Annotated in this window: 29 protein-coding genes and 1 tRNA gene; 13 read left to right on the top strand and 17 right to left on the bottom strand. The window is 57.5% G+C overall.

Features of this window, described 5'->3' with window-relative positions; all coding sequences use genetic code 11:
• The first annotated feature begins 40 nt into the window (after positions 1 to 40).
• The 3 genes from hisF to DHN12_RS06510 all read left to right on the top strand — a co-directional run bounded on the left by hisF (position 41) and on the right by DHN12_RS06510 (position 1,764).
• Positions 41 to 802, top strand: coding sequence for an imidazole glycerol phosphate synthase subunit HisF (gene hisF, locus DHN12_RS06520; protein WP_108859429.1), 762 nt, complete (start codon positions 41 to 43; stop codon positions 800 to 802).
• Positions 799 to 1,116: a phosphoribosyl-ATP diphosphatase gene (locus DHN12_RS06515; RefSeq protein WP_108859428.1), complete on the top strand. Its 318-nt coding sequence runs from the start codon at positions 799 to 801 to the stop codon at positions 1,114 to 1,116. Before hisF ends, DHN12_RS06515 begins: the two co-directional genes overlap by 4 nt.
• Before the next feature lie 72 nt (positions 1,117 to 1,188).
• On the top strand, positions 1,189 to 1,764 hold the full coding sequence (locus DHN12_RS06510; protein WP_108859427.1) for a hypothetical protein: 576 nt from the start codon (positions 1,189 to 1,191) through the stop codon (positions 1,762 to 1,764).
• Positions 1,765 to 1,767: 3 nt separating this feature from the next.
• On the opposite strand, the gene DHN12_RS06505 is transcribed toward DHN12_RS06510, so the two are convergent.
• The 4 genes from DHN12_RS06505 to rlmB form a co-directional block, all read right to left on the bottom strand.
• Positions 1,768 to 2,238 carry a CoA-binding protein gene (locus DHN12_RS06505; protein ID WP_108859426.1) on the bottom strand — a complete coding sequence of 157 codons (471 nt, stop codon included), beginning with the start codon at positions 2,236 to 2,238 and terminating at the stop codon, positions 1,768 to 1,770.
• Positions 2,239 to 2,436: 198 nt separating this feature from the next.
• Positions 2,437 to 2,889 (bottom strand): YHS domain-containing (seleno)protein, encoded by a 453-nt coding sequence (locus DHN12_RS06500; protein WP_199913474.1) that lies wholly within the window; start codon positions 2,887 to 2,889, stop codon positions 2,437 to 2,439.
• 104 nt (positions 2,890 to 2,993) lie between these two features.
• On the bottom strand, positions 2,994 to 3,308 hold the full coding sequence (locus DHN12_RS06495) for a hypothetical protein (RefSeq protein ID WP_199913478.1): 315 nt from the start codon (positions 3,306 to 3,308) through the stop codon (positions 2,994 to 2,996).
• Entirely contained in the window at positions 3,289 to 4,062 is a 774-nt protein-coding gene (rlmB, locus tag DHN12_RS06490) for a 23S rRNA (guanosine(2251)-2'-O)-methyltransferase RlmB (RefSeq protein WP_108859425.1), read from the bottom strand. The genes DHN12_RS06495 and rlmB overlap by 20 nt, the downstream gene beginning before the upstream one ends.
• A 116-nt stretch (positions 4,063 to 4,178) precedes the next feature.
• Between rlmB and DHN12_RS24395 the strand changes: the two genes are divergently transcribed.
• Positions 4,179 to 4,262 (top strand) — tRNA-Tyr (locus tag DHN12_RS24395).
• 227 nt (positions 4,263 to 4,489) lie between these two features.
• On the top strand, positions 4,490 to 5,971 hold the full coding sequence (locus tag DHN12_RS06485) for a hypothetical protein (protein ID WP_108859424.1): 1,482 nt from the start codon (positions 4,490 to 4,492) through the stop codon (positions 5,969 to 5,971).
• A 7-nt stretch (positions 5,972 to 5,978) separates the two neighbouring features.
• Here the strand turns inward: DHN12_RS06485 and DHN12_RS06480 are convergent, their stop codons facing one another.
• From DHN12_RS06480 to DHN12_RS06450, 7 genes are all read right to left on the bottom strand, one after another.
• Complete coding sequence (locus DHN12_RS06480) at positions 5,979 to 7,100, bottom strand: alanine racemase (protein WP_108859423.1); 1,122 nt, start codon at positions 7,098 to 7,100, stop codon at positions 5,979 to 5,981.
• Positions 7,097 to 8,344 (bottom strand): D-arabinono-1,4-lactone oxidase, encoded by a 1,248-nt coding sequence (locus tag DHN12_RS06475; protein WP_108859422.1) that lies wholly within the window; start codon positions 8,342 to 8,344, stop codon positions 7,097 to 7,099. Before DHN12_RS06475 ends, DHN12_RS06480 begins: the two co-directional genes overlap by 4 nt.
• A gap of 86 nt (positions 8,345 to 8,430) precedes the next feature.
• On the bottom strand, positions 8,431 to 8,952 hold the full coding sequence (locus DHN12_RS06470; RefSeq protein WP_108859421.1) for a DUF2478 domain-containing protein: 522 nt from the start codon (positions 8,950 to 8,952) through the stop codon (positions 8,431 to 8,433).
• 72 nt (positions 8,953 to 9,024) lie between these two features.
• Positions 9,025 to 9,690, bottom strand: coding sequence for an NnrU family protein (locus tag DHN12_RS06465; RefSeq protein ID WP_108859420.1), 666 nt, complete (start codon positions 9,688 to 9,690; stop codon positions 9,025 to 9,027).
• A 108-nt stretch (positions 9,691 to 9,798) separates the two neighbouring features.
• Positions 9,799 to 11,865: a proline/glycine betaine ABC transporter permease gene (locus tag DHN12_RS06460; RefSeq protein ID WP_108859419.1), complete on the bottom strand. Its 2,067-nt coding sequence runs from the start codon at positions 11,863 to 11,865 to the stop codon at positions 9,799 to 9,801.
• Positions 11,862 to 12,911, bottom strand: a complete 1,050-nt coding sequence (locus DHN12_RS06455) for a glycine betaine/L-proline ABC transporter ATP-binding protein (RefSeq protein ID WP_108859418.1) — start codon at positions 12,909 to 12,911, stop codon at positions 11,862 to 11,864. The genes DHN12_RS06460 and DHN12_RS06455 overlap by 4 nt, the downstream gene beginning before the upstream one ends.
• A gap of 10 nt (positions 12,912 to 12,921) precedes the next feature.
• Positions 12,922 to 13,872, bottom strand: a complete 951-nt coding sequence (locus DHN12_RS06450; RefSeq protein WP_058275748.1) for an ABC transporter substrate-binding protein — start codon at positions 13,870 to 13,872, stop codon at positions 12,922 to 12,924.
• A 415-nt stretch (positions 13,873 to 14,287) separates the two neighbouring features.
• On the opposite strand from DHN12_RS06450, the gene DHN12_RS06445 reads away from it, so the two are divergent.
• Positions 14,288 to 14,950 (top strand): DNA-3-methyladenine glycosylase I, encoded by a 663-nt coding sequence (locus DHN12_RS06445; protein WP_108859417.1) that lies wholly within the window; start codon positions 14,288 to 14,290, stop codon positions 14,948 to 14,950.
• A gap of 59 nt (positions 14,951 to 15,009) precedes the next feature.
• Entirely contained in the window at positions 15,010 to 15,684 is a 675-nt protein-coding gene (locus DHN12_RS06440; protein WP_373455750.1) for a hypothetical protein, read from the top strand.
• A 3-nt stretch (positions 15,685 to 15,687) separates the two neighbouring features.
• On the opposite strand, the gene DHN12_RS06435 is transcribed toward DHN12_RS06440, so the two are convergent.
• Complete coding sequence (locus tag DHN12_RS06435; protein ID WP_108859416.1) at positions 15,688 to 16,086, bottom strand: cytochrome c; 399 nt, start codon at positions 16,084 to 16,086, stop codon at positions 15,688 to 15,690.
• A 92-nt stretch (positions 16,087 to 16,178) separates the two neighbouring features.
• On the opposite strand from DHN12_RS06435, the gene DHN12_RS06430 reads away from it, so the two are divergent.
• The gene (locus tag DHN12_RS06430) at positions 16,179 to 16,616 is read left to right on the top strand and encodes a DMT family transporter (protein WP_058275676.1); all 438 of its coding nucleotides are present in this window, start codon (positions 16,179 to 16,181) and stop codon (positions 16,614 to 16,616) included.
• Here the strand turns inward: DHN12_RS06430 and DHN12_RS06425 are convergent.
• The 3 genes from DHN12_RS06425 to DHN12_RS06415 form a co-directional block, all read right to left on the bottom strand.
• A complete protein-coding gene (locus tag DHN12_RS06425) occupies positions 16,600 to 17,286 on the bottom strand; it encodes an ABC transporter ATP-binding protein (RefSeq protein ID WP_108859415.1) in 687 nt (228 codons plus the stop codon). The genes DHN12_RS06430 and DHN12_RS06425 overlap by 17 nt on opposite strands.
• The gene (locus DHN12_RS06420) at positions 17,279 to 18,574 is read right to left on the bottom strand and encodes a lipoprotein-releasing ABC transporter permease subunit (protein ID WP_108859414.1); all 1,296 of its coding nucleotides are present in this window, start codon (positions 18,572 to 18,574) and stop codon (positions 17,279 to 17,281) included. Before DHN12_RS06420 ends, DHN12_RS06425 begins: the two co-directional genes overlap by 8 nt.
• 64 nt (positions 18,575 to 18,638) lie before the next feature.
• A complete protein-coding gene (locus DHN12_RS06415) occupies positions 18,639 to 19,604 on the bottom strand; it encodes a DUF6492 family protein (protein WP_234416565.1) in 966 nt (321 codons plus the stop codon).
• Positions 19,605 to 19,962: 358 nt separating this feature from the next.
• Between DHN12_RS06415 and DHN12_RS06410 the strand changes: the two genes are divergently transcribed.
• The gene (locus tag DHN12_RS06410; protein ID WP_108859509.1) at positions 19,963 to 20,313 is read left to right on the top strand and encodes a hypothetical protein; all 351 of its coding nucleotides are present in this window, start codon (positions 19,963 to 19,965) and stop codon (positions 20,311 to 20,313) included.
• A 5-nt stretch (positions 20,314 to 20,318) separates the two neighbouring features.
• Here DHN12_RS06410 and DHN12_RS06405 read toward each other — a convergent pair whose 3' ends face one another.
• Together DHN12_RS06405 and proS are read right to left on the bottom strand one after the other, a co-directional pair.
• Positions 20,319 to 21,212: a glycosyltransferase family 2 protein gene (locus DHN12_RS06405; RefSeq protein WP_108859412.1), complete on the bottom strand. Its 894-nt coding sequence runs from the start codon at positions 21,210 to 21,212 to the stop codon at positions 20,319 to 20,321.
• Entirely contained in the window at positions 21,196 to 22,536 is a 1,341-nt protein-coding gene (gene proS, locus DHN12_RS06400) for a proline--tRNA ligase (RefSeq protein ID WP_108859411.1), read from the bottom strand. The genes DHN12_RS06405 and proS overlap by 17 nt, the downstream gene beginning before the upstream one ends.
• A 168-nt stretch (positions 22,537 to 22,704) precedes the next feature.
• Between proS and DHN12_RS06395 the strand changes: the two genes are divergently transcribed.
• From DHN12_RS06395 to DHN12_RS06380, 4 genes are all read left to right on the top strand, one after another.
• Positions 22,705 to 24,069: an FAD-dependent oxidoreductase gene (locus DHN12_RS06395; RefSeq protein WP_108859410.1), complete on the top strand. Its 1,365-nt coding sequence runs from the start codon at positions 22,705 to 22,707 to the stop codon at positions 24,067 to 24,069.
• Positions 24,069 to 25,043: an isopenicillin N synthase family oxygenase gene (locus tag DHN12_RS06390; RefSeq protein ID WP_108859409.1), complete on the top strand. Its 975-nt coding sequence runs from the start codon at positions 24,069 to 24,071 to the stop codon at positions 25,041 to 25,043. The genes DHN12_RS06395 and DHN12_RS06390 overlap by 1 nt, the downstream gene beginning before the upstream one ends.
• 90 nt (positions 25,044 to 25,133) lie before the next feature.
• Positions 25,134 to 26,207 carry an AI-2E family transporter gene (locus DHN12_RS06385; RefSeq protein ID WP_108859408.1) on the top strand — a complete coding sequence of 358 codons (1,074 nt, stop codon included), beginning with the start codon at positions 25,134 to 25,136 and terminating at the stop codon, positions 26,205 to 26,207.
• Between the two features lies 1 nt (position 26,208).
• Positions 26,209 to 26,898 carry a DnaA ATPase domain-containing protein gene (locus tag DHN12_RS06380; RefSeq protein WP_108859407.1) on the top strand — a complete coding sequence of 230 codons (690 nt, stop codon included), beginning with the start codon at positions 26,209 to 26,211 and terminating at the stop codon, positions 26,896 to 26,898.
• The last annotated feature ends 13 nt before the right edge of the window (positions 26,899 to 26,911 follow it).

Raw genomic sequence — 26,911 nt, 5'->3', positions numbered from 1 at the left:
GGGTTTTGCCGATACAGGTGCGCCAACAAAGGACGCCGGCATGCTGAAAACCCGTATCATTCCCTGTCTGGATGTCGCCGATGGCCGTGTTGTAAAAGGTGTCAATTTCGTTGGCCTGCGTGACGCGGGCGATCCTGTAGAGTCGGCCAAAGCCTATGACGCAGCAGGCGCGGATGAGATCTGTTTTCTGGACATTCATGCCACCCATGAAAATCGTGGCACCATGTTCGATGTGGTTCAGCGCACGGCAGAACAATGCTTTGTTCCGCTGACGGTCGGCGGAGGTGTCCGCACCAAGGACGACGTGCGTGCGCTGTTGCTGGCTGGCGCCGACAAGGTCAGCTTCAATTCGGCCGCTGTCGCCAACCCGGATGTCATCGCAGAAGCTGCCGATCAATTCGGTAGCCAGTGTATTGTGTGTGCCATCGACGCAAAAACAACCAGCCCAGGCAAGTGGGAGATCTTCACCCACGGTGGCCGCAAGCCGACCGGTATCGACACGGTCGAATTCGCCAAAACTGTTGTCGCCAAGGGAGCCGGAGAGATTCTTTTGACCTCAATGGACCGCGACGGCACCAAGGCAGGCTTCAATCTGCCGCTGACCCGCGCGATCTCGGACGCGGTGGACGTGCCGGTGATTGCCTCTGGCGGCGTAGGCAACCTGGATCATCTGGTCGAGGGTGTGACAGAAGGCGGAGCCAGTGCCGTACTGGCGGCCTCAATCTTCCATTTCGGCGAATACACCATCCGCGAGGCCAAGGAACACATGGCTGCGGCTGGCATCCCCATGAGGCTGATATGAACATCCTACACGATCTGGCCGCGACGATTGAGACCCGCAAAGGTGCCGAGCCCGACTCTAGCTGGACTGCAAAACTGTTGGCCAAGGGGCCAGAGAAATGTGCCGAGAAGTTTGGGGAAGAGGCTGTTGAGGCCATCATCGAAGCCGTCAAGGGTGACAAAGACAAGCTGACCGCCGAGGCTGCGGATGTCCTCTATCACCTGTTGGTCATGCTGGCCGCGCGGGACGTGGCGCTGGATGACGTTTTGACCGAGTTGGCCCGACGCCAGGGCACAAGCGGCATCGCGGAAAAGGCATCGCGCCCAAAGACATAAGCCCGGGTTCCGTCCTGCCGTCCTGCCCTGTATAGTCAGGGATCAGTGTGGGACCGACCGAGGAACGCAGGAATGACCAAGGCTCTGGCCAGTGTAATGGCTTTGCTTTCGCTTGTGATGATTACCGCGTGTTCGGCACCGCCGCGCTCGACAGGTGATGAAGTTCAACGACTGGCAACGGAAATCCGCAGCCTTGGTCCCGACATCGACCCCGAAGAAGCCGACCGCGCAGCCCGCATCGCCTATTCCTATACCGCGCAGCTGGTTCAGGAATACGAAATTACTGACCCTCCGCTGATCCACAATGCCAAGGTCAACAAAGGTCTACGCCCGCGTGGGCTGTGCTGGCATTGGGCCGAGGATATCGAACGTCGGCTGAAGCAAGAGAACTTCCGGACGCTGGAATTGCACCGTGCGATAGCAAATGCGGACAACCAGTTCAGAATCGACCACAGCACAGCCATCATCAGCCGCAAGGGTGAGGCGATGTATGATGGCGTGGTGCTGGACCCATGGCGGTACGGCGGTGTTCTGTTCTGGTCGCCCTTGGTGGAAGACACCAAGTATGAGTGGGTGCCCCGAAGCGTTGTTCTGGAAAAGCGCCGCCAGGAACAATACGGGGAATTGCTGCCGTATGTCGGCGGCTAACCTTCACAGTCTGGAAGAAATCACTCCGGTCGCGAATCCACCCATGCGCAGCTCGCCAAACAGGCGCTGATATTCGATTTTAGGGCAACGATTTATCACCACATCCACGCCGCGCGCCTGTGCTTTGGCTGCGGCTTCGGGGTGTTCAACGCCGATCTGCATCCAGATCGTGCGTAGGTTGGGAAAAGAAGACAGTGCTTCGTCGACTATTGGCGGAACAGCTTCGGAACGGCGAAAGATGTCAACCATATCGACCGGCTGAGTAATCTCATACAATGACGCGCGAACGGTCTGGCCAAAAAGTAACTTCCCGGCATGACCTGGGTTCACAGGGATCACCGCGTATCCCTTAAGTGAAAGATACCGCGCGACATAATAGCTGGGCCGCACCGGGTTCATCGAAACGCCTACCACAGCAATCACCTTGGTGCGACGCAGGATGTCTTTCAGGAATGGGCCTGTGTAATTCGGCATGCGGGCACCCTAGACTTGGCGCAGCAAAGAAAAAAGCGCTCAGGTCAAACCTGAGCGCCAGTTGTTGGAACGAGGGACAGTGAAATGACCCGCGGCAGTTCCGTTCCGCGGTCACTGTGACATTTAGGCATAAGTTCAGAGAAAAAAAGAGGGGCGTCGCATTTTTGTGATGACAGGCCGAAGAAGGCGGAAATTCGCCTAGTCTTGATACAGCACCACAGGCCAGTTTTCCTCGGCCATGTGAATGTATTCTGCACGATCTCCGCGCCAGAGCTGCTCAATCTCAGGCGAGTGGGTCAGGTACAGTCGGCCTTCCACCATGTCCCAAAGCATCGGATCGGTGCTTTTTAAGATACCTTGCGCCATGGCATAGGCGCAGTAGCCCCCGAATTGAGGGGAAAAGGCGCGAGGATTGCTTTCGAACAGATCGCGATTCTCGGCCGAGGCGAAATGCCACTCGGCCCCTTTCCAGATCACAGAATATTCTGGCAATCCGCGGACCGGCGTTTCCTCAAGGAAATATGAGACAGGGTCGTAGCCGGCCATGACGGCACCGTCCGCCTCATAGAAGACAGGCATGTCCTGTGCATGAGCGGCAGGAAGAAGGGCAACGGCGGCTATCGCGCCAAGTATGAAACGTTTGATTGGCATCACATGCTCAGGATTACAAATTCAGGGTATCAAAATGCAATCTTTTGTCGCGCGAAACACCCCTATTAACGCGGTTGTGAACGCCCGTGTCGCTTTAGCCCGCGTCAGTCAAAGATATCCTCGACCACATCCCATGCTTCATCAATGACGCGCGCAAAAATCCCCTTTTTCTTCTTTTTCTTTTTGGACTGGTATGCGGTGGCCGTCTTGTAGCTATCGCGCTTGGGCTTGTCATTGCTCAGCTTGCGCTTGGGAACCATCTTGAGGTCATGCAAAGGGGCTCCGCAGCTGGAACAGCTGAGTTCGTGGCGTTGCTTCCCCTTCAGAACCAACGCAGCGCGCGTTCCGCAATAACAGCAGGTGGCGATTTTGGTCGGGCTGGTAATGGCTCTCTCCTGTCTATCGATGCCTTGAAGCATATAAGGCAATTGCGGCAGCATTTGAGACGTTAAGAGAACCAAACCCACCAGATGCGTCGATTTTCACCAGTTGATTGACAGTTTCCTTGGTCTTTTGCCGCAGGCCGGGCCCTTCGGCCCCCAGCACCAGCGCGACAGGTTGATCCAGATTGCCGCCCAACGCCGTCTCGATGGTTTGTTCGACCTCACCGTCCAGACCCAACACCACAAAGCCCATGTTCTGCAGCTCGACAATAGTATCCGCCAGATTGCGCACACGCAGATAGGGCTGGCGCTCCAGTGCTCCACTGGCGGTTTTGGCCAGCGCGCCCGTCTCCGGCGCCGAATGGTGTCGCGTACCGATCACGGCACTGGCTCCAAGCACTTCGGCCGAGCGAAGAATCGCCCCAACATTGTGCGGGTCGGTAACGCGGTCCAATAAAATGACCCTGGGATGCTCACGCCCAATGCAATTTTCAGCCAGCCCGCCCCAATCCAGCGGCTTGACCTCAAGTGCAGCCCCCTGATGGACTGAACCGGGATCAATAGGCGCGGTGAATTTTCGCGGATCGACCATTTCGGCCTCAATCCCTGCAAATTCAATCGCTTCTGCTAGTTTGTCCCGTGCGTTCCGCGTCACAATCAGTTTCAGTTTCTGCCGGTTCGGGTTCATCAAAGCATCCCGAACGGCATGCAAACCGAACAGCCAAACGGTTTCAGACGCCGCAGCTTTGCGCGCCTGTTCCTTTTCAACGACCCACTTGGGTTTCTTCATTTCGTGGGCCTCCGGGCCGGGAATTCGGTTTCCTGCGTCAAAGCCAAATTTTCCTGTTGACGCTTCTTCAAGGCGCTAGTAATCACGCCTCCACGTCAGGTGCAACGCCTGACAGTGGGCGACAGGCCGCAAGGTGTGGCAGGGGACTGTAACTCCCTCGCGGAGACGCACGCCTGGTTCGATTCCAGGGTCGCCCACCACTTTCCAATCACATACAGATCCCTCGATCCAAGCATTTTCGATTGCACTGGCCTTCGATTGCGAGGCTCTGTTGCAAATTGTTGACATTGGCAGGACGCTACGCAACGGATCAGCGGTCTTGTCACTGGAAGTGCAAATCGCCTCAGGTTAATCTGATCGCAAACAACGAACAGCCGGATACCCAGCGAAGTCAGGGCTTTGCGGATCAATCCGATGTGGAGAATAAATGCTACAGGCAATACGTGAAGCGCAGGATATTGGCATTCCGTTCGATGATGTTTTTCCCCATCAATACGCGGTCAGATCGGACACTGTGGCAGCGCCCGAAGGTTGGAATACAGTTGAGTTCACCCCGTTCAAAATTCATCACAGTCCTCGGCTAAACGTTGCGCAACCCGATTGCGCCAACGCCAACCTACAACTGTTGATTCTGGGGATCGCGGTCGACACCGGAACGGTCATAGCAGACGATACACTGGTCGATCTTGGTGCCAGTCCGACTTGGCGCGATCTGGAACACTGGCTTGAAAACCTGGCCGGGCGCTTTGTCATATTCGGCAGGCTTGGACGCGAGCAAAGGCTGTACTTCGATCCTACCCTGGAATTGTCCTGTTTCTATGATCCAAAGACCGGCCTTATCGGCTCATCACCTTGCATGGCGCTGGACCGACCCATTGAGCCAGGTCGCTATATCCGGGTCGAGGACGTCATGTCTGGGGCAACCAACTTTTCACTGGGCATCACTGGTGATCGCGATTTGCGGCTGGCGCGGCCAAATCATTCGCTGACCCTGGACCGGTATCAGCAATATCGCCATTGGCCCCGATCGGATGTGCCGTTTACTGCGGTTGCGGACATTGACGCCGTTGCATCTGATATTGTGACGCGTCTTGGGGCTACGGTCGGCGCGCTTGCGCGGTCCTTCAAGTCCGTCATTCCAATTACAGGTGGATATGACAGCCGGGCGCTGGTCGCTTCAGCTAAGGATCACCTTGGACATGTCAGTGCGTTCTATACGCACCGAATAAATTATCTTTCGTCCTTGGATTGTTTGCTCGCCCAGAAAATCGGGCTGAAGCTTGGATTCGAACCCGATTTGATTGACGGCATGAAGTTGACCGAAAAACGTGACCCCTCGGATGCACCGAGCCTAGAGGAAAAACTATACGGCCTACGCACGGGCGGGCAAACGTCGACGATGGGATATCGTGAATTGGCAGCGCATGCGTTCCTCCCTGATGCCCAGATCTCTATGCGTGGCAACGTCATGGACATGAACCGTGCAAATCAGTGGAAAAGGCAGGATGCGTTTCGGTTTCTTCATCTGGTTCGGCGTCTGCGCTTGAGGGCTCCTGAAGGCATTCAACCAGCCGTTTTTTGGCAGCGTGAGGTGATGAGTTGGCTTGACACACTGCCGCCAGAAGCGCGCCCCAACGCGTATGACCTTTCATTTCTTGAGAACATCCTTCCAAACACAATGGGTGCCATGCTGAACGGGATGCCGCGTCACTTTACGCTCAATCCGTTCAATGACAGATATCTGATCTCACGCAGTATGGGCATTGCTCCTGCCCTGCGCAGGAACGGAGAGCTGAACGCGGCGATCTTGCGTCAGTCGGTCCCCGAACTGGCCGAGCTTCCTTACAACCAAGAGATCAAGCGCGACCCCGAGGCGCGCCGCGCCGCCGAAGCCCTGTTTGCAGATTAACCGACGTCTAGTTAGGCAGGCATGGCCATTCGCTAACCACCTGCCCGCCTCGGATGGCAAGCATGGTGCCTAACTGGTTCAGCACAGCCTCGCTTTGACTAGGGCGCAGCAGGGCTATGTCGCCCGGCGATACGTCTGCCGAACGCAGGCCTGTCCACACTTCCTGATTGCTGGAACGGCCAAAGACCGCTGAGTAGCCAAACCCCGCAGGGTAAACCGGCTGGGCAAAGAAGTGGCCGCCAAAGATCGCAATATCTGTTTTTTGTCGGGGCAAGCACTCCAGCCCCGGTAATGCGTTACCCGGCATTACTTTCAGAACTGGCGTCGCGATGAACGCGGCTGGTTCAAACGCTTGCGTCGTGGCGTGGTCAAAATCGCCGGGCTTCACCAGGACCGAGCCGAATGCGACCTCATTCGCGGACCCCACGGTAAGGTAGGATTGAAAGGTCAGGCTGCCGCCAGTGTTCAGACACAACCCACCTTCAACATGCGGCAAAGCGGCGACGGCTGCGTTAAACGCATCTGCGCTAGCCCGCGCCGCGCGGTTGCGCAGAATGCCGGGCAGTTTCGCCAAATGCGCCTCGTACCCCATGACCCCGGCAAGCTGCCCATATGGGTGCGCCGTTATTTGTTGGGCAAGTTCTGCGACATTCTGAGAATTTAGTCCGCCACGGTGCAGGCCGATATCCAACTCCAAAGACAAACGCAGTGACGTCTGGCGATCTGAAGCCAAAGCCAGATAATCTCCAAGCCTAGCTGGGGTGTCGATCAACCATTGAACGCGCCTTGCCGCATCGGGATTGGTGGAAAGAAGCCTTGCAGCCGTACTAACGGGCAAGGGCTTTCCGATCAGATGGTCCGTATCGGACTCGGCCGTCAAAAGCGCCTGCAACATCGGTTCGGAAAACGTCATCAGGCCAGAGGTCGAGATGCGCTTGCGAATGAAATCCAACAAAGGAAGACAGGGCAGAGACTTGGCGACCAGCCTGCGGGCCAGCCCAGCGTCAGCAACCCTGTTCGCGACAACACAATTGGCGTCCAACAAGTCCAGGTCCACTACGACGACGGGCTTGTCGACCCCGTGTGATCGCAAGGTACCTGACAGAGCTTTCAGGGCTGCCGCGTTCATGGTCGAAACAGCCGAGCAAGCGCGGGCGTCAAAAACTTACCCTGTGGATCGAGCCGTTCGCGCAGCGCACAAAACCGATCAAAATCCGGATACATTACGGAAAGGTCTTTGTAAGTCAGATTGTGCATCTTGCCCCAATGAGGGCGGCCCCCTGCTTCGACAAATAGCGGCTCAATGGCTTCGAAATACCGTTTATGATCCTCGGCTGCGTCGGTGTGAATGGCGATGGAAATGCGTGGCCCACCCTGGAACGGAGACAGACAGGCCGTATCACCAGCAGTCTGGCGCACCTCGATCGGAAAGTAGATGTCTTTGTGGTCGTGATGCAGTCGTGTCAAAACCTCTTGCAGAACATCCCCAGCTACGTCAGGCGGCAGATGGTATTCCATTTCCTTGAAACGAATATGCCGGTCGCTACACAATACCCGCCAGCTTTCGCCGACATAATCCTCGTCCGACTGCGCCAGCGTCAGTAGCGTGAGCATCGCAAGGCGCAACCCTTCGCTGATCTGCCCCGCGCTGCGTGCAAGTTTCAGTACTTTTACAGCGATCATATCCAAATCGCGCGGTGCTTTGCTTTCGGCTGCATCGGTGATGGCGTGACGAAGTTCGACAGTTTTTCCGGTAAACGGGATGCAGAAGAATTCGAAGTTCCGGTTCTCTGCCCATTTCTGGTGCATCGTGGTCAGACTCTCCTCGACCGAGGCAAGCTGGACCTGCCGACGTAAGTTATACTTTGGCACGACCGAAATCTGCGCTTCGGTCAGAACGCCCAGCATCCCCATACTGACCTGTACCATCTCAAGCGGGATATCATCCGTGGTCAGAATATCGCCGCTTGCCCCGACCATTCGGGCAGCAGTGATTTCTGCCGCAAGGCAGGGAAGTTCACGCCCAGTTCCATGGGTCGCGGTCGACACCGCACCAGCCAGTGACTGCGCGTTGATATCCCCAAGGTTGCGGAACGCCAGCCCCTTGTCCGCCAGTGCCGGGGACAGATCCCGCAACCGCGCATTGGCGTTGACCCACACCTGATCCTGCCGGGCATCCCCAAGTGTTGGCAGGCCCAAATCCGACAAGTCCACAATCCGGTCACCACCGGCCACGATCGGCGTAAAAGAATGACCGGCACCCAAGACCCGCAGGGTTTGGGGCTGTGCGATCTCTTTTTGCAGTTCAGCAATCGACGTCGGGCGCGCTATTGGCGTATCCGTGTGCTGGTTTCCGGCCCAGTTGGTCCACATGCACTGTCTCCTCCGGAAAAGAGGATTGCAGCACATGCGACACGAAACAAGTTAGGAAAACAGAAGCTTACCCTACGGGAGCTTTGTCAGGCCGCAGCCTCACGTTGCGCAGTGACGCGGTCGAACCATGCAATGATGCTTTCTGGATCAGGTGCGATCTGTTCGGCAGCGCCACCTGTGAACGCGTCGAATTTTTCTTTGTTCAAACCGTTTACACCAACAAGGACGGGAACATCCAGCGCCAGAGCTTCGGCAATCACGGGGCGGAAACCGCGCCCGTCAGCCTCGTGCTTGCCGAATTTGTTGATGATCAGCAATTGCGGCGCGTCAGCCAGCGAAGAGGTCACATACCCAACAGCCTGTTCCAACGCAGCCGGGTCAAGACGGCAACCGCGCGATTGTTCACCAAGGGATTGCGAGATGCGAATGGTCTCTCCCTCGGGCAGAACGCGAACATCCATGTCACACTTGCTGCTATCCGCGCATTCAGTGTTGGTTTGCACCACCCCCGCAAGGCTCGCGCCTTTGGCGAGCAGGTGTTCGGCAACCGCACTTAACAGGCGGTCGGTTGCGCCGCGGTCGGTGGTAGTAACATAGGCCAGATGCATCCAAGGACCCCTTAGTACAGATTTGTGATATTCCAGATAGCACGCAAGGACCGGCGCGACCACTCTCTTGGGTCATGGCAGCGGCGATAATCCGATCACAGGCGCGTGCAGATAAAGCAGCGCCACGAAGATCGCAATTGCAACCAGCCAGACCCAAGGGCGCGGCCACGGCAGTGGACTGCGCAACGACAGGCGGGCTGTTTTACGAGACAGCCGGATCCATTCCATACCCATATCGCGTTGTTTGCGGCGGTCGATCAGAGCCATTCCGAAAGCCGCAAAACCTGCAAAAAGCCCGAACAGGATCACGTGAGACAGGCTACCGTTGGCCAGCAGATGCGCCCCCGCCCACAGCATCAAAGCCGCAAGAACAGGGTGGCGCGTGGTCCGCAGGATGCCCGGTTTTTCGGGGTCAAAAGCGCGATTCCCCATCCCGCCAAACGAGAACGGATTCTGGATCGATATGCCGGCGACAGCCAGCCAGCACACGATTGGCATCACCAAGAGTGGCGCCCAGCGAAAGATGGCAAGCGGTGGTATGATTTCAACATACGGCGCTTGTGCAGCGGCGACGATTAGCCACGCGAGAACCAACAGGGACAATGCGGAATATGCCGCAAAATATCCCTTACGCCCCAATGTTTCGATCAGCCGCCCGCGAACACCCGGCCTCACCGGGATGGCGTGGCTGAGAAGAAAGGTGATCAGTGCTGCGAGGAAGAAGGCCCAACCGGTCATAGTATTCTCCGAACGTGTTACGCGCGGTCTACGTCCCGAACGCTGTCCGGTCTTTGTCTAAGATCAAGTGCAGGGCAAAAGGGGCGGACGCGCCGCCCCTGCCCCATTTCACAGTCCCAGCGCTTTACGCCGTTCTTCGGCAAAACCCTGCACGATACGGTCGGCAACAAGCGCCAGAATCGCCATAGCGGCACCGGCCGAGATGCCCAGACCCACATCCGCCTGCCCCAGTGCCAGATAGATCGACTGGCCCAGACCGGTGGTCCCGATCAGCGCCGCGATCACCAGCATTGCAAAGGCATAAAGGATGGTCTGGTTCAGCCCCAGCAGGATCGTCGGCGCAGCATATGGCGCGCGCACGTCGCGCATGATCTGCCACTCGGTCGCGCCACTTGAAATTGCGGCCTCCATCATCTCGTCCGGCGTGTTTACCAACCCGTGCCGCGTGTAGCGGATCATCGGGACGATTGCGTAAGCACAGATCGCCAGAAAGGCCGAGAACTCACCAATCTGGAACACCATCAGCACCGGGATCAGGAAAACGAATAGCGGGATCGTCTGCAGCATATCGCAAATTGGACGAACAACCTTCCAGACCGGCGCCCATACCGCGCTGGCCAATCCGATCAAGCCGCCTGCGACGGCGCAGGAAAACACCGCAGCCCCGCTGAGGTAAAGCGACAGCAAGGCGCGCTCCCAAAGACCGGAAACAAGGATGGTGCACAGCAACCCCACCGAAAGCACCGCCAGACGCCAGCCGCCCGCGACATAGCTGAGCGCCGCAGTGCCGGTTAGGACGAAGGGCCATGGCAGGTTTGCGATGCCGGTTTCCAACATGCCGATCAAGATCAACACGACCAAACCGCCCGTCAGGTGACCACGCCATGCCATCAGCGCGGCGATGACCGCGCCGGCCGCGAAAAGGCCGAAGCTCATGCCAACTGTCCACTGGAAACCCCATGTGAACGGCAAAACGGCCTGATCCAGCCCGATCCGCAAGGGCAGCAGCACATAAAACAACGAGTTGTTCTTGAGCGCATCCAGCCATGGACCGTTGGCCTGCGTGAACGCGGTTAAGCCGCCATCGACGGCCTCAGCCATCGGGTCCAGCAGGGTCAGTTCGGACGGGTTCGGCAGCCATGCCCAGAAGGCGACAGTGAACAGGACCGCAAAGCCCAACACCGCCCAGACAACGCGTGGATCATAGCGCTTACGCTCGGTCGCCAGCGTGCCGCTCATCCGGTCGATCACCACAGCAAAAACCACGATGACGAGACCAGCCATCAGCGACTCGCCAAACTGAGCCTTGCGCATGGTCAGAAGAACTTCCCAGCCGATATCGTTGAACCCGCCGATAACTGCGGCGATGATGACCATCGAAAGGGCGGCCATCAGGCATTGGTTTACGCCCACCATGATCTGCGTCGCCGCTGCGGGGATTTCGACCTGAAACAACTGCTGAAACCGCGTGCCACCGGACATGATAGCGGCCTCTTTGATCTCGGGCTCGACCCGTTCCAAACCCAGCATCACGTTGCGCGCCATGGGCGGGGCCGCGTAGATGGCCGACGCAATCAAACCCACAACCGGGCCAAAACCAAACAGCAGCAATAGCGGGGTCAGATAGGCAAAAGTCGGGACCGTCTGCATCACGTCCAACACCGCCTGAACAAAGGACCTGACGCGGGGCATTTCGTTGGCAAGGATGCCAATGGCACCGCCGACGATCAGCGCAACGGGAACCGAGACAGCGACCAATGCCAGGGTATTCATACTCTCGGCCCAATATCCGGAGGCGAACACGAAACACAGGCCAAAAAACCCCAACGCCGCCATCGACAGGCCGCCCAGATACCAACCCAGTGCCGTTACCAGACCGATGAGGATCGGCCATGGTGTATTGCCTAATACGAAATTGGCCCCGTTCATGGGATATGCCATCAAATCGGAAAACAACCGCATCGCTGGTTTGATGCCGTTCAGAAACCAGTCGAGGAATGCACCGACCCACTCCGTCGCGGGAACAACCCATTCCGCAGGCCATTGCACCAGCCACGGCACATCTGCCTCATAACGCAAACACAGATAACCAACGAAAACTGTTATCAAGGCCGCTATGGCCCCATCTGTAACACGCAATTTACCAAGTATCGGGACGTCGAGCCGCACACTCATGTTTCATCCACCTGAAGAGCAGCGGCAAGATCAGAAGGATGAACCGTGCCAACAATATTGCCTGCCTCATCCCGCACAGGAACGGGCTCATAAAGCTCCATGCAATGCGCCAACGCGGCGTCCAGGGTCATCAAGGTTGTCAGGCCAGGATCATCCGGGCCACGTTCAGATTCGTCCCGCATGACCGAGGCGACTTTGGCGTGCTGACCCTTGGCCACGTCTTTCGAGAATTCGCGCACGTAGTCATCTACGGGGCGTAATACGATATCCGTCGGCGTACCGATCTGAACGATCTTACCGTCGCGCATGATGGCGATGCGGTCGGCCAGTTTCAGCGCCTCTTGAATATCATGAGTAATAAACACGATGGATTTCTTCAGCGTCGCCTGAATGCGCAGGAATTCGTCCTGAAGCTGTCGGCGGATCAGTGGATCAAGGGCCGAGAAGGGCTCGTCCAGAAACCAGATGTCCGGGTTCACCGCCAAAGATCGTGCAATCCCCACGCGCTGACGCTGACCACCGGAAAGCTGACGCGGGTAACTGTCCTCGCGACCCTCCAATCCGACCAGAGTGATGACCTCTTGCGCGCGGGCCATCCGTTCCTTTTTGCCGACGCCCGATACGCGCAGTGGATAGGCCACGTTGTCCGCAACGGTCATGTGTGGAAACAGGCCAAAATGCTGGAACACCATGCCCAGTTTTTTGCGCCGCAATTCGGTCAGCGCTTTCTTCGACGCACCGATAACGTTTTCGCCGTCGACACGGATTTCGCCGCCCGTGCCCGGCAGCAATTGCGAGATACAGCGGATCAGTGTGGACTTGCCCGACCCCGACAGGCCCATGATGACGAAGAGCTCGCCCTCTTTGACTTCGAAATTTGCGTCCTGAACAGCCGGGATGAACCCGTGTTCGCGCAGATCGGCGGCGGCTTGGTCTGCATCATTCCCTGACCGAGACAGCGCGTCGGTCAGGGCTTTGTCTGCGCCTTGACCAAAAACCTGCCAGAGATTCTGGCAGGTAATGGCTGGCGTATTCGCGTCAGTCACTTATGCGAACTCACTGCGTTGCCGCGTCAACAACCGGACGCCATTTGTCTTCGTTCGCAGCCATCCATTCAGCGACAACTTCTTCGACCTTACCGCCGTCAACGTCGATCGCGCCCATCATCGGCTGCTGGTCCTCGACCGCCAATTGATAGTTGGACAGGATTTCATAGGCCGCGGGCCATTTCTCTTCCATACCGTTCCAGCTGGCCTTGAAGATGCGCGAGGGCGAGAAATCGCAATCGTTCACGGCGTTCGGGTTTGGACCCCAGGCCGGATCGTTAAAGCAGGCTTCTTCACCGGCAGGCAATTCAACGAACTGAACGTCATAGGCCGACATCGCCCAATGCGGCTGCCAGAAAGTGATCAGCAGCGGCGACTTGCGCTCGGTCGAAGCGCGCAATTCGGCGATCAGAGCGCCTTCGGAACCGGCAGGCACAGCTTTGAACGGCAGTTCAAGACCGGTCATACGGTCGGCGCCGGGCGTACCCCAATCGGCAGGATAGTCGACCAGACGGCCACCGGGCAGAGTTTCAGCGGTCGCGAAGACCTGCGCGCAATCCTTCAGCGCTTCCCATGCCGGCAGACCCGGGCACAGATCGGCCACGTGCGCCGGATAGGCGATGCCTTCCTTGGCATCCAGACCCAGATCGCCGATCTCGACGACGGTTCCTTCGTCGATTTTCTTGGCGTATTCATCCGAGACGTTTGACGACCAAATTTCCAGCGTCGCAGTGATGTCGCCATCCGCGATTGCCTGGAACTGGTTCATCATACCAGCGGTCACATATTCGACGTTGTAACCCGCGGCTTTCAGCATCTCGCCTGCCACTTGGGTCGTTACGTGCTGACCGGTCCATTCGTTGATCGCCAGTTTGATCGGCTCGTCCACGGCACCCATATCGGCGGCGTAAGCGGAACCGGCTACCATCATAGCCAACAGGCTGACACTAAGTTTTTTCATCGACATTCTCCCTGTCTTTTTTTGTTTTTCGTCCACCTCAGCGCACAGGTGCGCGCCGGAAGGTTGGACAGACGACAAAACCATGTCGCAACATGCACAATATTAGCCGCAAAAGGGAAGTGAACACTTTGAACAAAGGCGGAATTTTTCGCCTTGTACTAAGCTGCAAGTCCCCACCCGCTGCGTTGTACTGATCGCGCGCGTTTTTGCTTAACACAAATATCTGGCGCAGGTCTTTGATTGACGAGTCAATCACAAACCCGAATCCCCTGTTTTGTCGAGTATTTCTTTTCCCGATGTTCGATTTTTCTGCATTTTTTGATCTCAGACGCGCTAAATGTCCAAAAACTCGCTCTCTTTGAGACCTTGCAACGAAGCATTCAACAGGCAACTTTACCGGTGGAGGACATGATTGATGCATCATTTCGATGAAATTTTTGCAATGGCTGCCAATCGCCATGGTGGCCCGGATGCGTTGAATGAAAAATTGAGCAAACCCAAAAGCCTGGCCGAGCTTGCTGAGATGCCGGAAGATCGCTGGCTGTCAATTATTACCAAGACTATTTTTCAGGCGGGGTTCAACTGGAAGGTCATCGAAAACAAGTGGGACGGGTTTGAAATCGCATTTGACGGTTTCGATGCCGGACGCTGCGCCTTCATGGATGATGAGAAATTCGACGCCTTGCTGCAGGATACCCGCATTGTGCGCAACGGAACCAAGATCGCGACCGTTCGTGACAATGCCGCCTTTTTGCTGGAGCTTCGTGATGAAGGCGGTGCGGGTCAGGTTCTTGGGGGTTGGCCATCGGAAGAATTTGCCGGGCTGCTGGCGATGCTGGGCAAGCGAGGGTCGCGTCTGGGCGGGGCTTCGGCCCAATACGCCATGCGATTTGCAGGGCGCGACAGCTATATCCTCTCGCAAGATGTGACCGCGCGACTGATTGCCGAAGGGGTGGTCGATAAGGCCCCAACATCGAAAAAGGCGATGGCTGCGGTGCAAGAGGCTTTTAATACATGGATGGATCAATCAGGCCGGTCGCTGACCGAAATCAGCAGGGTTTTGGCGATGAGCCTGTGAAAACGGGTTGCAGCGCGGGCACTTCGCATTAGGCTTTGATTATGGCTTTTCGTATTTTGATGACGCTATTAATTTTGCTTGCTGCCTGTGGTCGCCCTTTGACGGATCAGGAACGCGCATTTGCAAGTGCCGTTCAAGGCGACACGCTGGATTTGGATCGCGTGCGACTTGTCGAAGGTGCGCCGGTAACGCCGATCACGTTTTACCGCAAAGACCGGCCGCGCCTGGCCTGTCGGGAACGTATCCTGCCACCAACCGAAGAAGGGGTCGTAACCGCGAAACCCGCCGCTGTTGCGTTGTTCAATAAGGTCTATTTTAACAAGGACTGGTACCTTGAGGACTATATGTCCGATTTCCCGGAACAGATGGACCTGATTGCCGGGATGTTGCTTGCACACGAACTGACCCACGTCTGGCAATGGCAGAACCGCCGGTCCACCGGTTATCACCCCCTGCGTGCCGCCGCCGAACATGGCGGAAGCAAGGACCCTTACTTGTTCGACCTGCAGACATCGCCTGATTTCCTGTCCTATGGATTCGAACAACAGGGGGCGATCGTCGAGGAATACGTCTGCTGCAGGGCGTTGGACCCTACCGCGCCGCGGACCCAGCGCTTGCATGACATGTTGGGCGCGCATTTCGACTTGTCACCGCTGCCCGGCGCGCAGCGCGAGCGTGCCGTTGTCATTCCGTGGAGCGGAGCGAAGGTCGAAGGGATTTGCCGCGAAGGTTAAGCCTTATTGCAGCGTCTCCAGATAAGCCACCAGATCCACAATCGGCTGACTGGTCAGGATCGGCTGACCGTCTGGGGTTTTCATCGTGGTATCCTGCCCCTCGAAATACGGGCCATAAACCGGCATCGGGCTGCCATGACTGACCAAGGGATCACGCCCGTCGATACGCGCCACAACACGGGCTGTAGGGAACACGCCATCCCCGGATGCCAGCTGTGTCAGATCAGTCGGCTGTATCACCAACACACCGGCCATTGGCCCATGCCCCGTCGCATCAATCCCATGACATGTTGCGCAATAGTGCTGATAGAGCTCAGCGCCGGTTTCAACGTTCTGTGCCATGGCATGAGACGAAAGCGTAGCCACACCTAAACAAACTGCCCCGAACATCGGTCTGATCATCGCATCCTCCTGTCACGACTGACATTTGCAGGCTTGCCCGCCGGGCGGCTTGGCGCAATGATCCAGATCAACGAAGCGGGAGGATACGGGCAATGACACAATACGCAGCCATTATGCTGGCGGCCGGGATCGGCGTTCCGATTCTGGCGGCTTTGAATGCCGCACTGGGCAAGCTGATCGGGTCCCCGACAACCGCCGGCGTAGTCCTGTTTGCCATCGCGTTCGTGGCGTCTGCCCTGGTCATGCTGCTGTTCCCAGGAATGGAAGCGCTATCCAAGGTGGCCCAAGCCCCGAAACACTTGTTGCTGGCCGGTGTATTGATTGCGTTTTATGTTCTGTCGATCACGCATGTCGCCCCCCATTTCGGAGTCGGCAACGCAGTGTTCTTTGTTCTGCTGGGACAGCTGATCAGCACGGCGGCCATCGATCATTTTGGCCTGTTTGGTGCTCAGGTCACGCCGCTGACATGGATACGGGCCGGGGGCATAGCCGTGATGGCGGCCGGTGTCGCCATCACTCAACTGGCTTAAGAACACCTGCCTCCAGTCTCAGCTTACGGTCCATCCGCGCGGCCAGATCCATGTTATGCGTGGCAATCAACGCTGAAAGCCCTTCATCCCGGACCAGCGACATCAAAGCGCCAAATACCTGATCCGAGGTTTCGGGATCTAGGTTACCGGTCGGTTCATCCGCCAGCAAAACGCGTGGCTTGTTCGCCAAGGCCCGGCAAAACGCAACACGTTGCTGCTCGCCCCCTGACAGGGCGGCGGGGCGGTGATTGGCACGTGCCGCCACTCCAACGCGGTCGAGCAAGGCCATCGACCTGTCCTGTGCAGCCTTCTCGGATACACCGTTAGCCAGTTGCGGCAGGGTGATGTTTTCCAGCGCGGTAAACTCGGGCAACAAATGATGGAACTGGTACACGAACCCAACGTCCTGCCGCCTTAGTGCGGTACGGGTTCGATCCCCCCTGCCCGCTACATTCTGGCCCGCGATTTCTACGGTCCCCTCATCCGGTTTGTCCAGCAGTCCGGCAATGTGCAACAGTGTCGATTTGCCTGCCCCGGATGGCGCGACCAAAGCCACAGCCTCACCTGCGCGCAATTCCAGATCGACCCCACGCAACACCTGCACCTCACCTGGAGTGCCCTTGAGGTAGGTCTTGGTCAAACCGTTCAGCCGCATCGTCAGATCATTCATAGCGCAGCGCCTCAACCGGGTTCAGCCGCGCCGCGCGGCGGGCCGGGAAATAGGTGACAATGAACGACAGCCCCAACGACAGCCCAATTGCCTTGAGAACATCTGAAAGGTGCAATTCGGCGGGTAAGGAATAGATGCCGCGAATGGACGGATCCCAGACGCCGCCGCCCATGACGTAGTTCACGAATGAGAATATCGGGTCGATATAGATGGCAAACAGGCAGCCGAGGATCACTCCCATAACGGTGCCGATGATGCCTGTGAACGCACCGCAGATGAAAAAGACCCGCAGGATCGACCCCTCGCTCAGGCCAATGGTGCGCAGGATACCTATATCGCGCCCCTTGTTCTTCACCAGCATGATCAGGCCCGACACGATGTTCATCGCCGCGATCAAGACGAGGATCGACAGGATGATGAACATCACGTTGTCCTCAACCTCAAGCGCACGCAGAAATCCGCCCGAAGCATCCTGCCACGTCCAGATTTGACTGCGCCCGCCTGCCGCCTCGAGGATGGGGATCAGAACCGGGGTCATCTCTTCGGGGCGTTCGACCATCACTTCGATCTCGTCGGCCACACCGTCGCGGTTGAAAAAGCTCTGAGCTTGCGTGAACGGCATGTAGACGCGGGTGCGGTCGATGTCATACCGCCCGGCCGAGAACACATAAACCACCTGATAAGCGTTCACGCGTGGAGACGTCCCAAAGGCGGTTTTCACCCCATTGGGTGAGGTCAGTTTGACGGTGTCCCCGACCGTCGCCCCAATGCTGCGCGCCACACCAGACCCGATGGCAATCACATCCTCACCGTCCTGAAATTGGGTCAGATCACCGACGGCCTGTTCGCTTTGCGCGACGCCGGGCAGATCGTGCAAGTCGTCGGGGCGGATACCAAAAACCTCGACTCCGCTGCTGCGGTCGCGATTGGTAATCAGGACCTGCCCTTTAACCAGCGGGGCCGCGCGTTCCACACCCGGAACCTGCGCGATCCGGCTGGTCATCTCTTCATATTCCGCGATCGTTCGGTCAACGCGCCCTTGCGCATCAAACTCTCCGGCGGAGTACACAGTCACATGGGCGTTTGCGCCCAGTATCGTGCCGACGAATTCGGACCGAAATCCAGAACGGACGGCCAGAGTGGCAATCAGGGCAAAGACGGCCAGCGTGATCCCGATCAGGGAAATCCACGTCATGACGCTCACGCCACCTTCGGCGCGGCGCGCACGCAAGTAACGCCAGGCGATTTTCCACTCAAATGGGGCAAAGGGCGGGGGTGTTCTGGCCATGCCTGCTCCGGATGTTTTGTTGTCGCGACCCTTTCGGCATTTCACCGGATGGTCAAGCCGGTTGTCAGCCGGTCAGTGTCGCCGCGCGGTTTAGCACCTCTTCGGCGCGTGGCCGGGCACAAATGCCCCTGATTTCCAACTCGGAAAACACACGATCCCGCAGATCACCGGGCAACAGCGACAAGGCGCGGTTATGCAGGCCCAGCGTCAATGCAGCGGGATCATCCAGCATCGCCAGCTGCGATGCCATTTCCTCGGGCGAATAGGTCGGCCAGAGCCCGATATTGTATTGCGCGTGATCCTCGAACCACGGCGCGTAGCCGTCGGGCGATTTGAGGCAGAACGCATTCAGCAGCATGAACTCGGACGGCCGCCTGCGCGATCCAAACAACGCCTGCACCGAGCCATACCGATCGTTGATCTCATCCAGCAGCGCCAAGGCCAAGGATCGGCGCATCGCGAAAGGGGTCGCAAATGTCGTGGTCCTTAACCCGTTGAGGTCGGTACCTGACGCGCCCAGTGCATCAAGGCTCTCGACCAGCCAATTGCGGTGGTAATCGCTTTGGACGTCGATGAAAGCGATCCGCGCCGCACCGTTGTCAGCAAAGAACTCAGTCGGGTCAAAGCTACGCAGAAAGACGTTCTTGGTGTCCAGGATCACCATGTTCTCGGACGCCGCAACGCGCGCGGCACCCAGCTTCAGAACTTGCTGACTGCGATACCCGTTGGACCCGCGCCATCCCTGCCTGCGAATGCCGGGAATACGAAACCGGTTTTCGATCAGGATCCGATCCGGCAAGGATCGCCGCGCGTACTGGCCGGACTGCAACAACAGGTCATCGCCGCCCAGGACCTGAACCTTGGATCGCAGTGGGCCGTATGAAGCCAAAAGGGGTTCGATTTTTGCCCTGAGCGTATCTTCATCGCAGTCATTCATGATCACGTGAATCGACGAAACCATGTCCGGATCGACAAAACGGGCAAAAGACAGCGCCTGAAGTTCAAGCAGGGGAAAGTCCCTAGAATACACGACGGTTGCGAAACTCAGCACAGCGCGGGCCCTTTCATCGTTTTGCTCGGTTTATCAGTAATTTCGGCGCGGTCAAATTCGCTCTCAGAGCCCCGAAATTGCGAATCAACAACGCCACCGGTCAAACGGTCACTCGAACTTAAGGAGATCATCCTCTGCTAAAATATACCACCGGTTGTGACGCTCTTCACAGACAGCCCGGTATTGTTTCAGGTATGAAGTTAATGTGAGCATAGCGAGGCAAACTGACCTCAAAATGCAACATTTTTGGCGCAATTTTATTTCGCGTTTTGCTTATTTTTGGAAACTTTGTCACCCTGACTATGGGGGAATTCATTTTACAGAGCGGGGGTCGCTCATGAGTATTCGAATTGAAACTGAACAACCGGACGCATTTTCGGTCCGACAAAAATCAACAGAATTGGATTGTGAATCCGCAGTTCTTCTGCGCGCAACCATCCTTCCGATCTTTGCCAGCGCGGCAAGCTGGGCCGGTCTGACCGACATCCTGAACGACAAGGGATATTGTCTGGCGTTCCGGGATGGTCGGATGTGCCTTACCGATCAAACCACTGGAGACCGGGTTTGCGGCCTGCGTTTCCTGGGCCTTGAATTCAGGGATCTGGTGCGACAACTGGGCCGTCCGATCGTCGTGGCACGGGGCCATGAGGCTGACGGAGATGTTCTGACTGCCCGACCGACAGCCTGACGCGCCTAAAAGCTGCGCCAGAACTGAGCAGATCGGCGCGTCGTCTTCCACAGACTGTGGCGCGCGGCGGCTTTGATGGCATCCGACGTTCCGGGCTTTAACAAGCGCTCAAGGATCAGCGCCGCGGGCATGTGACCGCTTAGGTAATACCGAACGAAATCGGACTGTGTCAGGCCATCGGCCGACCTGTACCCGCCGTAGTAATTCATCCAGACACGGGCGTAGTCTTCCGCTGTTGCGGCATCGTCGCTCGTGGCGCCCCTGCCCCAGAACATGGATATCGGATCTTCGATGCGGGCACCCTGATACCCTTTGGTCAAAAGGCGCAACATCAGATCGTAATCGGCCGCGACGCTAAACTGAGTGTCATGTCCGCCCAGCGACAAAAACACATCCCGCTTCAGCAACACCGAGTTATGGCAGAACGGCATCCGCTGCAGAATCGCTGTCAGCGACATCCGTTTCTCTCGGCTTTCTGATCCATCCTCGATCCGGCGCAGGGTCGAGCCGAACAGGAAATCCGGCTGTGTCGACACGAGCCGATCAGCGACAATGTTCAAAATGTCGTCGGACGCCAGCGAGTCATCCGAGTTAAGGAACAACAGATATTCCCCACGCGCTGCCTGCGCACCCTTGTTCATCGCGTCATACAAACCGGCATCCGGTTCACTGATCAATCGGGTACGGGGCGCATCCGCGGTCAATTCTTGCTGAAATTCAACTGTACCATCACTCGACGCCCCATCCTGAATGATATGCTCAGCCCGGTCGCAATTCTGACGCTCCATGCACTCGATCACCTCGCGAAAACTGTCCTGTCGCCCTTGCGACAGCAGGTCATAGGTCGCGGTGATGACCGAGATCAGCGGCGCGTCTGGGGTATCAGGCGATGCGCTCATAGATCTCGGCGATCTTGGTAACGGCGGCTTCGGGGGACATCTCCTCGCTTTCACCGGTACGGCGACAGGTCAATTCAACCACTCCGTTTTTCAGACCGCGCGGGCCAACGGTGATGCGCCAGGGCAGACCGATCAGGTCCATGGTGGCGAACTTGCCCCCTGCCCGTTCCTTACGGTCATCATACAACGGGTCGAGGCCCAGCGCAGTCAGCGCGCCGTAGATCTTGTTACAGGCGGCGTCGGCCTCATCATCACCCTGTTTCAGGTTGACGATACCGCAATGGAACGGTGTCACGCCTTCGGGCCAGATGATGCCCTTATCGTCATGGCTGGCCTCGATGATCGCTCCGATCAGGCGGCTGACGCCGATACCGTGGCTGCCCATATGAACAGGAACGGGTTTGCCATCGGGGCCTTGTACAGTTGCACCCATGGCTTCGGAGTACTTGGTGCCGAAGTAGAAGATCTGGCCAACCTCGATCCCGCGCGCCAAGCGGCGTCGCTCTTCGGGGACTTGGTTGAACAGCGCCTCGTCATGGGTCTCATCGGTGCGGGCGTATTTCGAGGTGAACTCCTCGAGAATGGCCTGACACTGCTCGCGGCTGTCATAGTCGATCTGACGATCACCAAAGGTCAGATCGGTGACTGCAGTGTCATAGAACACCTCGGATTCACCGGTATCGGCCAGAACGAGGAACTCGTGCGTGTTGTCGCCACCGATGGGGCCGGAATCGGCGCGCATCGGGATGGCTTGCAGGCCCATGCGCTCATAGGTGCGCAGATAGGTGACCAGATGGCGGTTATAGGCGTGCAGCGAGTCCTCTTTGGTCAGGTCAAAATTGTAACCGTCCTTCATATAGAACTCGCGTCCGCGCATCACACCAAAACGAGGGCGGATCTCATCGCGGAACTTCCACTGGATTTGGTACAGCGTCAGCGGCAGGTCTTTGTAGCTGCTCACATGACCACGAAAGATATCGGTGATCAGTTCTTCGGCAGTCGGTGTAAACAGCATATCCCGGTCATGCCGGTCTTTCATGCGCAGCATTTCCTGACCGTAATCATCATAGCGCCCGGATTCGCGCCACAGGTCCGCCGATTGGATGATGGGCATCTGGATCGCGATATGGCCAGCGCGCGCCTGCTCTTCGTGGATGATGTTTTCCAGCTTACGCAGCACTTTGAAACCCAGCGGCAGCCAGGAATAAATTCCGGCAGCAGCTTGCTTGATCATCCCGGCGCGCAGCATCAGCCGGTGGCTGACGATCTGGGCCTCGGAGGGGTTTTCCTTGAGAACGGGCAGAAAGTAACGGCTGAGGCGCATTGGTGAACCTTTGAAGGTAAATTTGGACTTCAAAGTTGCTTATGCCAAAGCCCCGCCGGGGGCAATCATGCATTGGTTATTTTGCGACCTCGGGCCGGTCGGTTTTTTGATTGACCCGCCAGTCAGGGTTTTCAATTGTGACTGAAATACCAACTCCAGGGGGCACCCATGCAAACCATTCAGGAACCCGCGCGTCAAATACCGGTTGTTCATCAGACAGACGTTCTTGTGGTCGGGTCAGGACCGGCAGGGCTGGCCGCCGCGCTGGCCGCGGCCCGGGCCGGGGTCGAGGTGTCGCTGGTCGACCGCTTCGGCTGCATGGGTGGCAACATCACCGCCGTGGGCGTTGAGGGCTTCGCCTGGTATCGCCATAAACAGACGGTCGAAGCTGGCGGAATCGGCATGGAGTTCGAGACCCGCGCCAAGGACATGGGTGCGGCCGTACCAGAGAGCCAGTCGCTGAGCTATGAGTTGGACAGCGAGGGTTTCAAGCTAGTGGCCGACAAGCTGGTTGAAGAGGCAGGCGTTCATCCGATGCTGCACCGGCAATTCGTCGCTCCGATCATGGAGGGAGACCGGATCACAGGCATCATCACCGAATCCAAAGCTGGGCGTGAAGCAATCCTGGCCAAGGTGGTGATCGACGCCACCGGCGACGCCGATGTAGCCCACCGCGCAGGCGCGCCAACCCACAAAACCGCCCGCGAAGACATGATGGCAGCCTCGGTCATGTTCCATCTGGCCGGTGTCGACAAGCGCGCGTTCATGGAAGGTGTCAAAGCCGATCCGCAGACCTACAAGGATTGGGGCGGCGGCGGCGAGTGGAACATCGAAACTTCGGGCAAAGAAGACGACATGTTCTCTCCCTTCGTGCACAAGCCGTTCCAGCAGGCCATCGATCAGGGCCTGATCCCGCCGCATCTGAACACCATCGCGGGCACATGGGGTGCAATGCACGACACGGGCGAGCTCACTTATATGAACCTCATCCATCTGGGCGAAATCGACGGGACCGACCCCGACAGTCTGACAAAGGGCGAGATTGAAGGCCGCCACCAATCCATGCTGGCAATCGAGGCGCTTCGTCGCTTTATGCCGGGGTGTGAAAACGCGCGGCTGCGCAATTTTGGGATGACCATCGGAATCCGTGACACACGTAAGATTGACGCGGTCTATAACATGACCGAAGTTGATGCCCGCCATCAGGGCCGGTTCGAGGACACGATCGGTATCTATCCCGAATTCATCGACGGCTATGGCATCCTGATCCTGCCCACAACGGGACGTTACATGCAGGTCCCTTACCGTTCGATGCTGCCCAAAGGCGTCAAAGGCCTATTGGTTGCGGGCCGCTCGCATGGTGCGGACAAAGTTGCCCACGCTGCAACCCGCAACATGGCTTGTTGCGCGGTCATGGGTCAAGGTGCGGGAATTGCCGCAGCCTTGTCGCTGAAAAGCAATCAGGACCTGCACGAGATGAACCTCGCCCCTGTTCACACCGAGCTGGATCGGCAAGGCGTGAGGATTCACTGATGCAATCAATCCCGACGATCGACATCTCTCCACTGAAGGACACGGCTCATCCGGGCCATGACGCAACCGTTCAGCGGATATTGGACGCCTGCACCGACATCGGCTTTCTCTCCATCACAGGCACTGGGGTTTCACCTGACACCGTTGATCAGGTCCGTGCCAAGACGCGCGCAATCTTTGACATCGATGAACAGAGCAAGTGGGATCAGGCCATCACCCGCAACAACTATCGCGGATATATCCCCATGGGTTTCTTCACGCCCAATGATGGCTCGGGCAAAGCGGACAAATACGAAGGTTACAAGCTGCATTTCGAGGTTTCCGAGGATCACCCGGTTCGCGATGTCTGTGCCCTTTATGGCCCGAACCTCTGGCCAGCGGAGGTACCGGGCGCGCAGGATGTGATACTGGAATATTGGTCGCAACTGGACCACGTGGCCGAACTGCTGCTGGGCGCGCTTGAAATTGGGCTGGGTCTGAAGCCCAACGTCCTGAAAGCGGCTTTTGCAACCCCCATGACCAACATGACACTGTTGCACTATCCGCCGCAGGCCCCGGATGAGGAAGGCTTTGGCATTCATCCGCACAAGGACACGGATGCCCTGACCATCATCGCCCCCAACCCCGTCGGCGGGCTTGAGGTGCAGACCCGCGATGGCGGTTGGATCACCCCGGATTGCCCTCACGGCGGTTTTGTCGTGAATATCGGCGATATGCTTGAGCTTTGGTCCGGCGGACAGCTTAAATCCACTCCGCATCGGGTGGTCAATAAATCTGGCAAAGAACGCTATTCCTTCCCTTATTTCGCAGTTCCGCGTCATGACGTGGTCGTTGAACCGCTACTGCCGCCCCTGCCCGGCTTTGATCGACCGTCTGTTCATTGCGGACATTGGTCCGCCGAAATCTGGCGCACCAACTGGCCCGATGAAAATGCCACCGTCGATACACCCGAGCTTGGGACGCTCAGCTCATAATCCTTGGAAATTTCCATGGCATGAACCGCTTGCATCACGTGGCCGCTTACGCCAAGAACACCGGTAAGAGCCAAGAACAAGGGGACGAGCATGGCCTTGCCGGTAAAGGATCAACTCAGATACTGGGGCGTCGCGGCTGTCATTTTTGTGCTTTGCCTATGGGCGCTTGGCGACGTTTTACTACCGTTTGTGATTGGCGGTGCGATCGCCTATTTCCTTGATCCGCTCGCAGATCGTTTGGAAAATCTGGGCCTGTCGCGCATGGCGGCCACGGCGATCATCACAGTTGTCGGCATTCTGGGCTTTGCTCTGGCGATCCTAATGGTCGTTCCGGCGCTGATTACCCAGTTGATCGAATTGGTCGAGGTTATGCCAAGCCTGTTCCAGCAGCTGCGCAGTTTCATCGAACAACAGTTCCCCTCTCTTCTGGACCGCGAATCCAACTCGCATCAATTCCTTGTCTCTTTGGGCGAAACGCTGAAGTCCAAAACAGGCGATGTATTGCAATCCGTAGCAGCCTCATTGGGTTCGGCGATCAACGTCGTAGTTCTGTTGGTCATTGTTCCGGTTGTGGCCGTCTACATGCTGCTGGACTGGGACCGCATGATCGCCCGGATCGGTGATCTACTGCCCCGCGATCACGCCCCGACGATCAAACGACTGGCCGGTGAAATTGACGCCGTTCTGGCCTCATTCGTGCGCGGCATGGGCACGGTCTGCCTGATCCTTGGCACCTATTACGCCGTGGCACTGATGGCGGTCGGCCTGCAGTTCGGACTGATCGTCGGTTTCATCGCGGGTCTGGTCACATTCATTCCCTACCTCGGCGCGCTTATCGGCGGCACGCTGGCCATCGGTCTGGCGCTGTTTCAGTTCTGGGGGGATTGGGCGCAGATCGGTTTGGTTGCCGGGATCTTTGCGCTGGGTCAGGTAACCGAAGGCAATTTCCTGACGCCAAAGCTTGTAGGTAGCTCAGTGGGTTTGCACCCAGTATGGTTGCTGCTGGCTCTGTCAGTTTTCGGTGCCTTGTTCGGCTTTGTCGGGATGCTGATCGCGGTGCCCGTTGCCGCAGCGCTGGGAGTGCTGGCGCGGTACGCAACATCGGTCTATATGGGCAGCCGCCTGTATACCGGCCTCGAAAGCGCGGATCAGGAAGACCTGTAAGATGGCCCTTCAGCTAAGCTTTGATCTTCCGGCGAAAACTGCGCTGGGGCGTGAGGATTTTTTCGTCTCTCCCGCGAATGCACTTGCGGTTGCAATGATCTCGGCCACGTCCTGGCCCGGCAACAAACTGGTTCTGAGCGGCCCTGCGGGCGCAGGTAAAACCCATCTGGCACATGTCTGGGCGGCGGAAACCGGTGGTCGGATTTTTAAGGCCACGGATGTGCGTCACGAAGACGTGCCGGATCTGGCACGCGCGCCTGTCGCGGTTGAAGACGTCCCGATGATCGCGGACGACTTAGAACAACAGAAAACACTGTTTCACTTGCACAATCTTGTGTTGGCCGAAGGTAACGCCCTTCTTATGACTGGACGGCTTGCCCCTAATTTCTGGCAACTTCCGTTGCCCGATCTCCAAAGCCGGATCGAGGGCGCGCATCACGTGGCACTGGATCCTCCGGATGATGCATTGCTGGGCGCGGTTCTGGCCAAGCTGTTCGTGGACCGGCAATTGAACCCCAGCCCTGAGGTTATCGCCTATTTGGTCAAACATATGGACCGGCGCTTTGAAACTGCCGCCAGTGTTGTGGCGCAACTGGACCAGCTTGCGTTATCGGAAAAGCGCGACATTACCCGCGCCTTGGCGGTGCGTGTTTTGAGCGCAGATTTAGATGATATCCAATCTGGGAATTGACCCACGCCGGGTC

The sequence above is a fragment of the Ruegeria sp. Alg231-54 genome (assembly GCF_900143525.1).
Classification (GTDB): domain Bacteria; phylum Pseudomonadota; class Alphaproteobacteria; order Rhodobacterales; family Rhodobacteraceae; genus Ruegeria.
Note: the sequence above shows the minus strand (reverse complement) of the source record. Positions and strands in the feature narration are given on the sequence as shown.

Bases quoted from the DNA above. Each gene is read 5' to 3' on its own strand.
- hisF (WP_108859429.1), top strand. From the start codon at position 41: ATGCTGAAAACCCGTATCATTCCCTGTCTGGATGTCGCCGATGGCCGT.
- DHN12_RS06515 (WP_108859428.1), top strand. From the start codon at position 799: ATGAACATCCTACACGATCTGGCCGCGACGATTGAGACCCGCAAAGGT.
- DHN12_RS06510 (WP_108859427.1), top strand. From the start codon at position 1,189: ATGACCAAGGCTCTGGCCAGTGTAATGGCTTTGCTTTCGCTTGTGATG.
- DHN12_RS06505 (WP_108859426.1), bottom strand. From the start codon at position 2,238: ATGCCGAATTACACAGGCCCATTCCTGAAAGACATCCTGCGTCGCACC.
- DHN12_RS06500 (WP_199913474.1), bottom strand. From the start codon at position 2,889: ATGCCAATCAAACGTTTCATACTTGGCGCGATAGCCGCCGTTGCCCTT.
- DHN12_RS06495 (WP_199913478.1), bottom strand. From the start codon at position 3,308: ATGCTTCAAGGCATCGATAGACAGGAGAGAGCCATTACCAGCCCGACC.
- rlmB (WP_108859425.1), bottom strand. From the start codon at position 4,062: ATGAAGAAACCCAAGTGGGTCGTTGAAAAGGAACAGGCGCGCAAAGCT.
- DHN12_RS06485 (WP_108859424.1), top strand. From the start codon at position 4,490: ATGCTACAGGCAATACGTGAAGCGCAGGATATTGGCATTCCGTTCGAT.
- DHN12_RS06480 (WP_108859423.1), bottom strand. From the start codon at position 7,100: ATGAACGCGGCAGCCCTGAAAGCTCTGTCAGGTACCTTGCGATCACAC.
- DHN12_RS06475 (WP_108859422.1), bottom strand. From the start codon at position 8,344: ATGTGGACCAACTGGGCCGGAAACCAGCACACGGATACGCCAATAGCG.
- DHN12_RS06470 (WP_108859421.1), bottom strand. From the start codon at position 8,952: ATGCATCTGGCCTATGTTACTACCACCGACCGCGGCGCAACCGACCGC.
- DHN12_RS06465 (WP_108859420.1), bottom strand. From the start codon at position 9,690: ATGACCGGTTGGGCCTTCTTCCTCGCAGCACTGATCACCTTTCTTCTC.
- DHN12_RS06460 (WP_108859419.1), bottom strand. From the start codon at position 11,865: ATGAGTGTGCGGCTCGACGTCCCGATACTTGGTAAATTGCGTGTTACA.
- DHN12_RS06450 (WP_058275748.1), bottom strand. From the start codon at position 13,872: ATGAAAAAACTTAGTGTCAGCCTGTTGGCTATGATGGTAGCCGGTTCC.
- DHN12_RS06445 (WP_108859417.1), top strand. From the start codon at position 14,288: ATGCATCATTTCGATGAAATTTTTGCAATGGCTGCCAATCGCCATGGT.
- DHN12_RS06440 (WP_373455750.1), top strand. From the start codon at position 15,010: ATGACGCTATTAATTTTGCTTGCTGCCTGTGGTCGCCCTTTGACGGAT.
- DHN12_RS06435 (WP_108859416.1), bottom strand. From the start codon at position 16,086: ATGATCAGACCGATGTTCGGGGCAGTTTGTTTAGGTGTGGCTACGCTT.
- DHN12_RS06430 (WP_058275676.1), top strand. From the start codon at position 16,179: ATGACACAATACGCAGCCATTATGCTGGCGGCCGGGATCGGCGTTCCG.
- DHN12_RS06425 (WP_108859415.1), bottom strand. From the start codon at position 17,286: ATGAATGATCTGACGATGCGGCTGAACGGTTTGACCAAGACCTACCTC.
- DHN12_RS06420 (WP_108859414.1), bottom strand. From the start codon at position 18,574: ATGGCCAGAACACCCCCGCCCTTTGCCCCATTTGAGTGGAAAATCGCC.
- DHN12_RS06410 (WP_108859509.1), top strand. From the start codon at position 19,963: ATGAGTATTCGAATTGAAACTGAACAACCGGACGCATTTTCGGTCCGA.
- DHN12_RS06405 (WP_108859412.1), bottom strand. From the start codon at position 21,212: ATGAGCGCATCGCCTGATACCCCAGACGCGCCGCTGATCTCGGTCATC.
- proS (WP_108859411.1), bottom strand. From the start codon at position 22,536: ATGCGCCTCAGCCGTTACTTTCTGCCCGTTCTCAAGGAAAACCCCTCC.
- DHN12_RS06395 (WP_108859410.1), top strand. From the start codon at position 22,705: ATGCAAACCATTCAGGAACCCGCGCGTCAAATACCGGTTGTTCATCAG.
- DHN12_RS06390 (WP_108859409.1), top strand. From the start codon at position 24,069: ATGCAATCAATCCCGACGATCGACATCTCTCCACTGAAGGACACGGCT.
- DHN12_RS06385 (WP_108859408.1), top strand. From the start codon at position 25,134: ATGGCCTTGCCGGTAAAGGATCAACTCAGATACTGGGGCGTCGCGGCT.
- DHN12_RS06380 (WP_108859407.1), top strand. From the start codon at position 26,209: ATGGCCCTTCAGCTAAGCTTTGATCTTCCGGCGAAAACTGCGCTGGGG.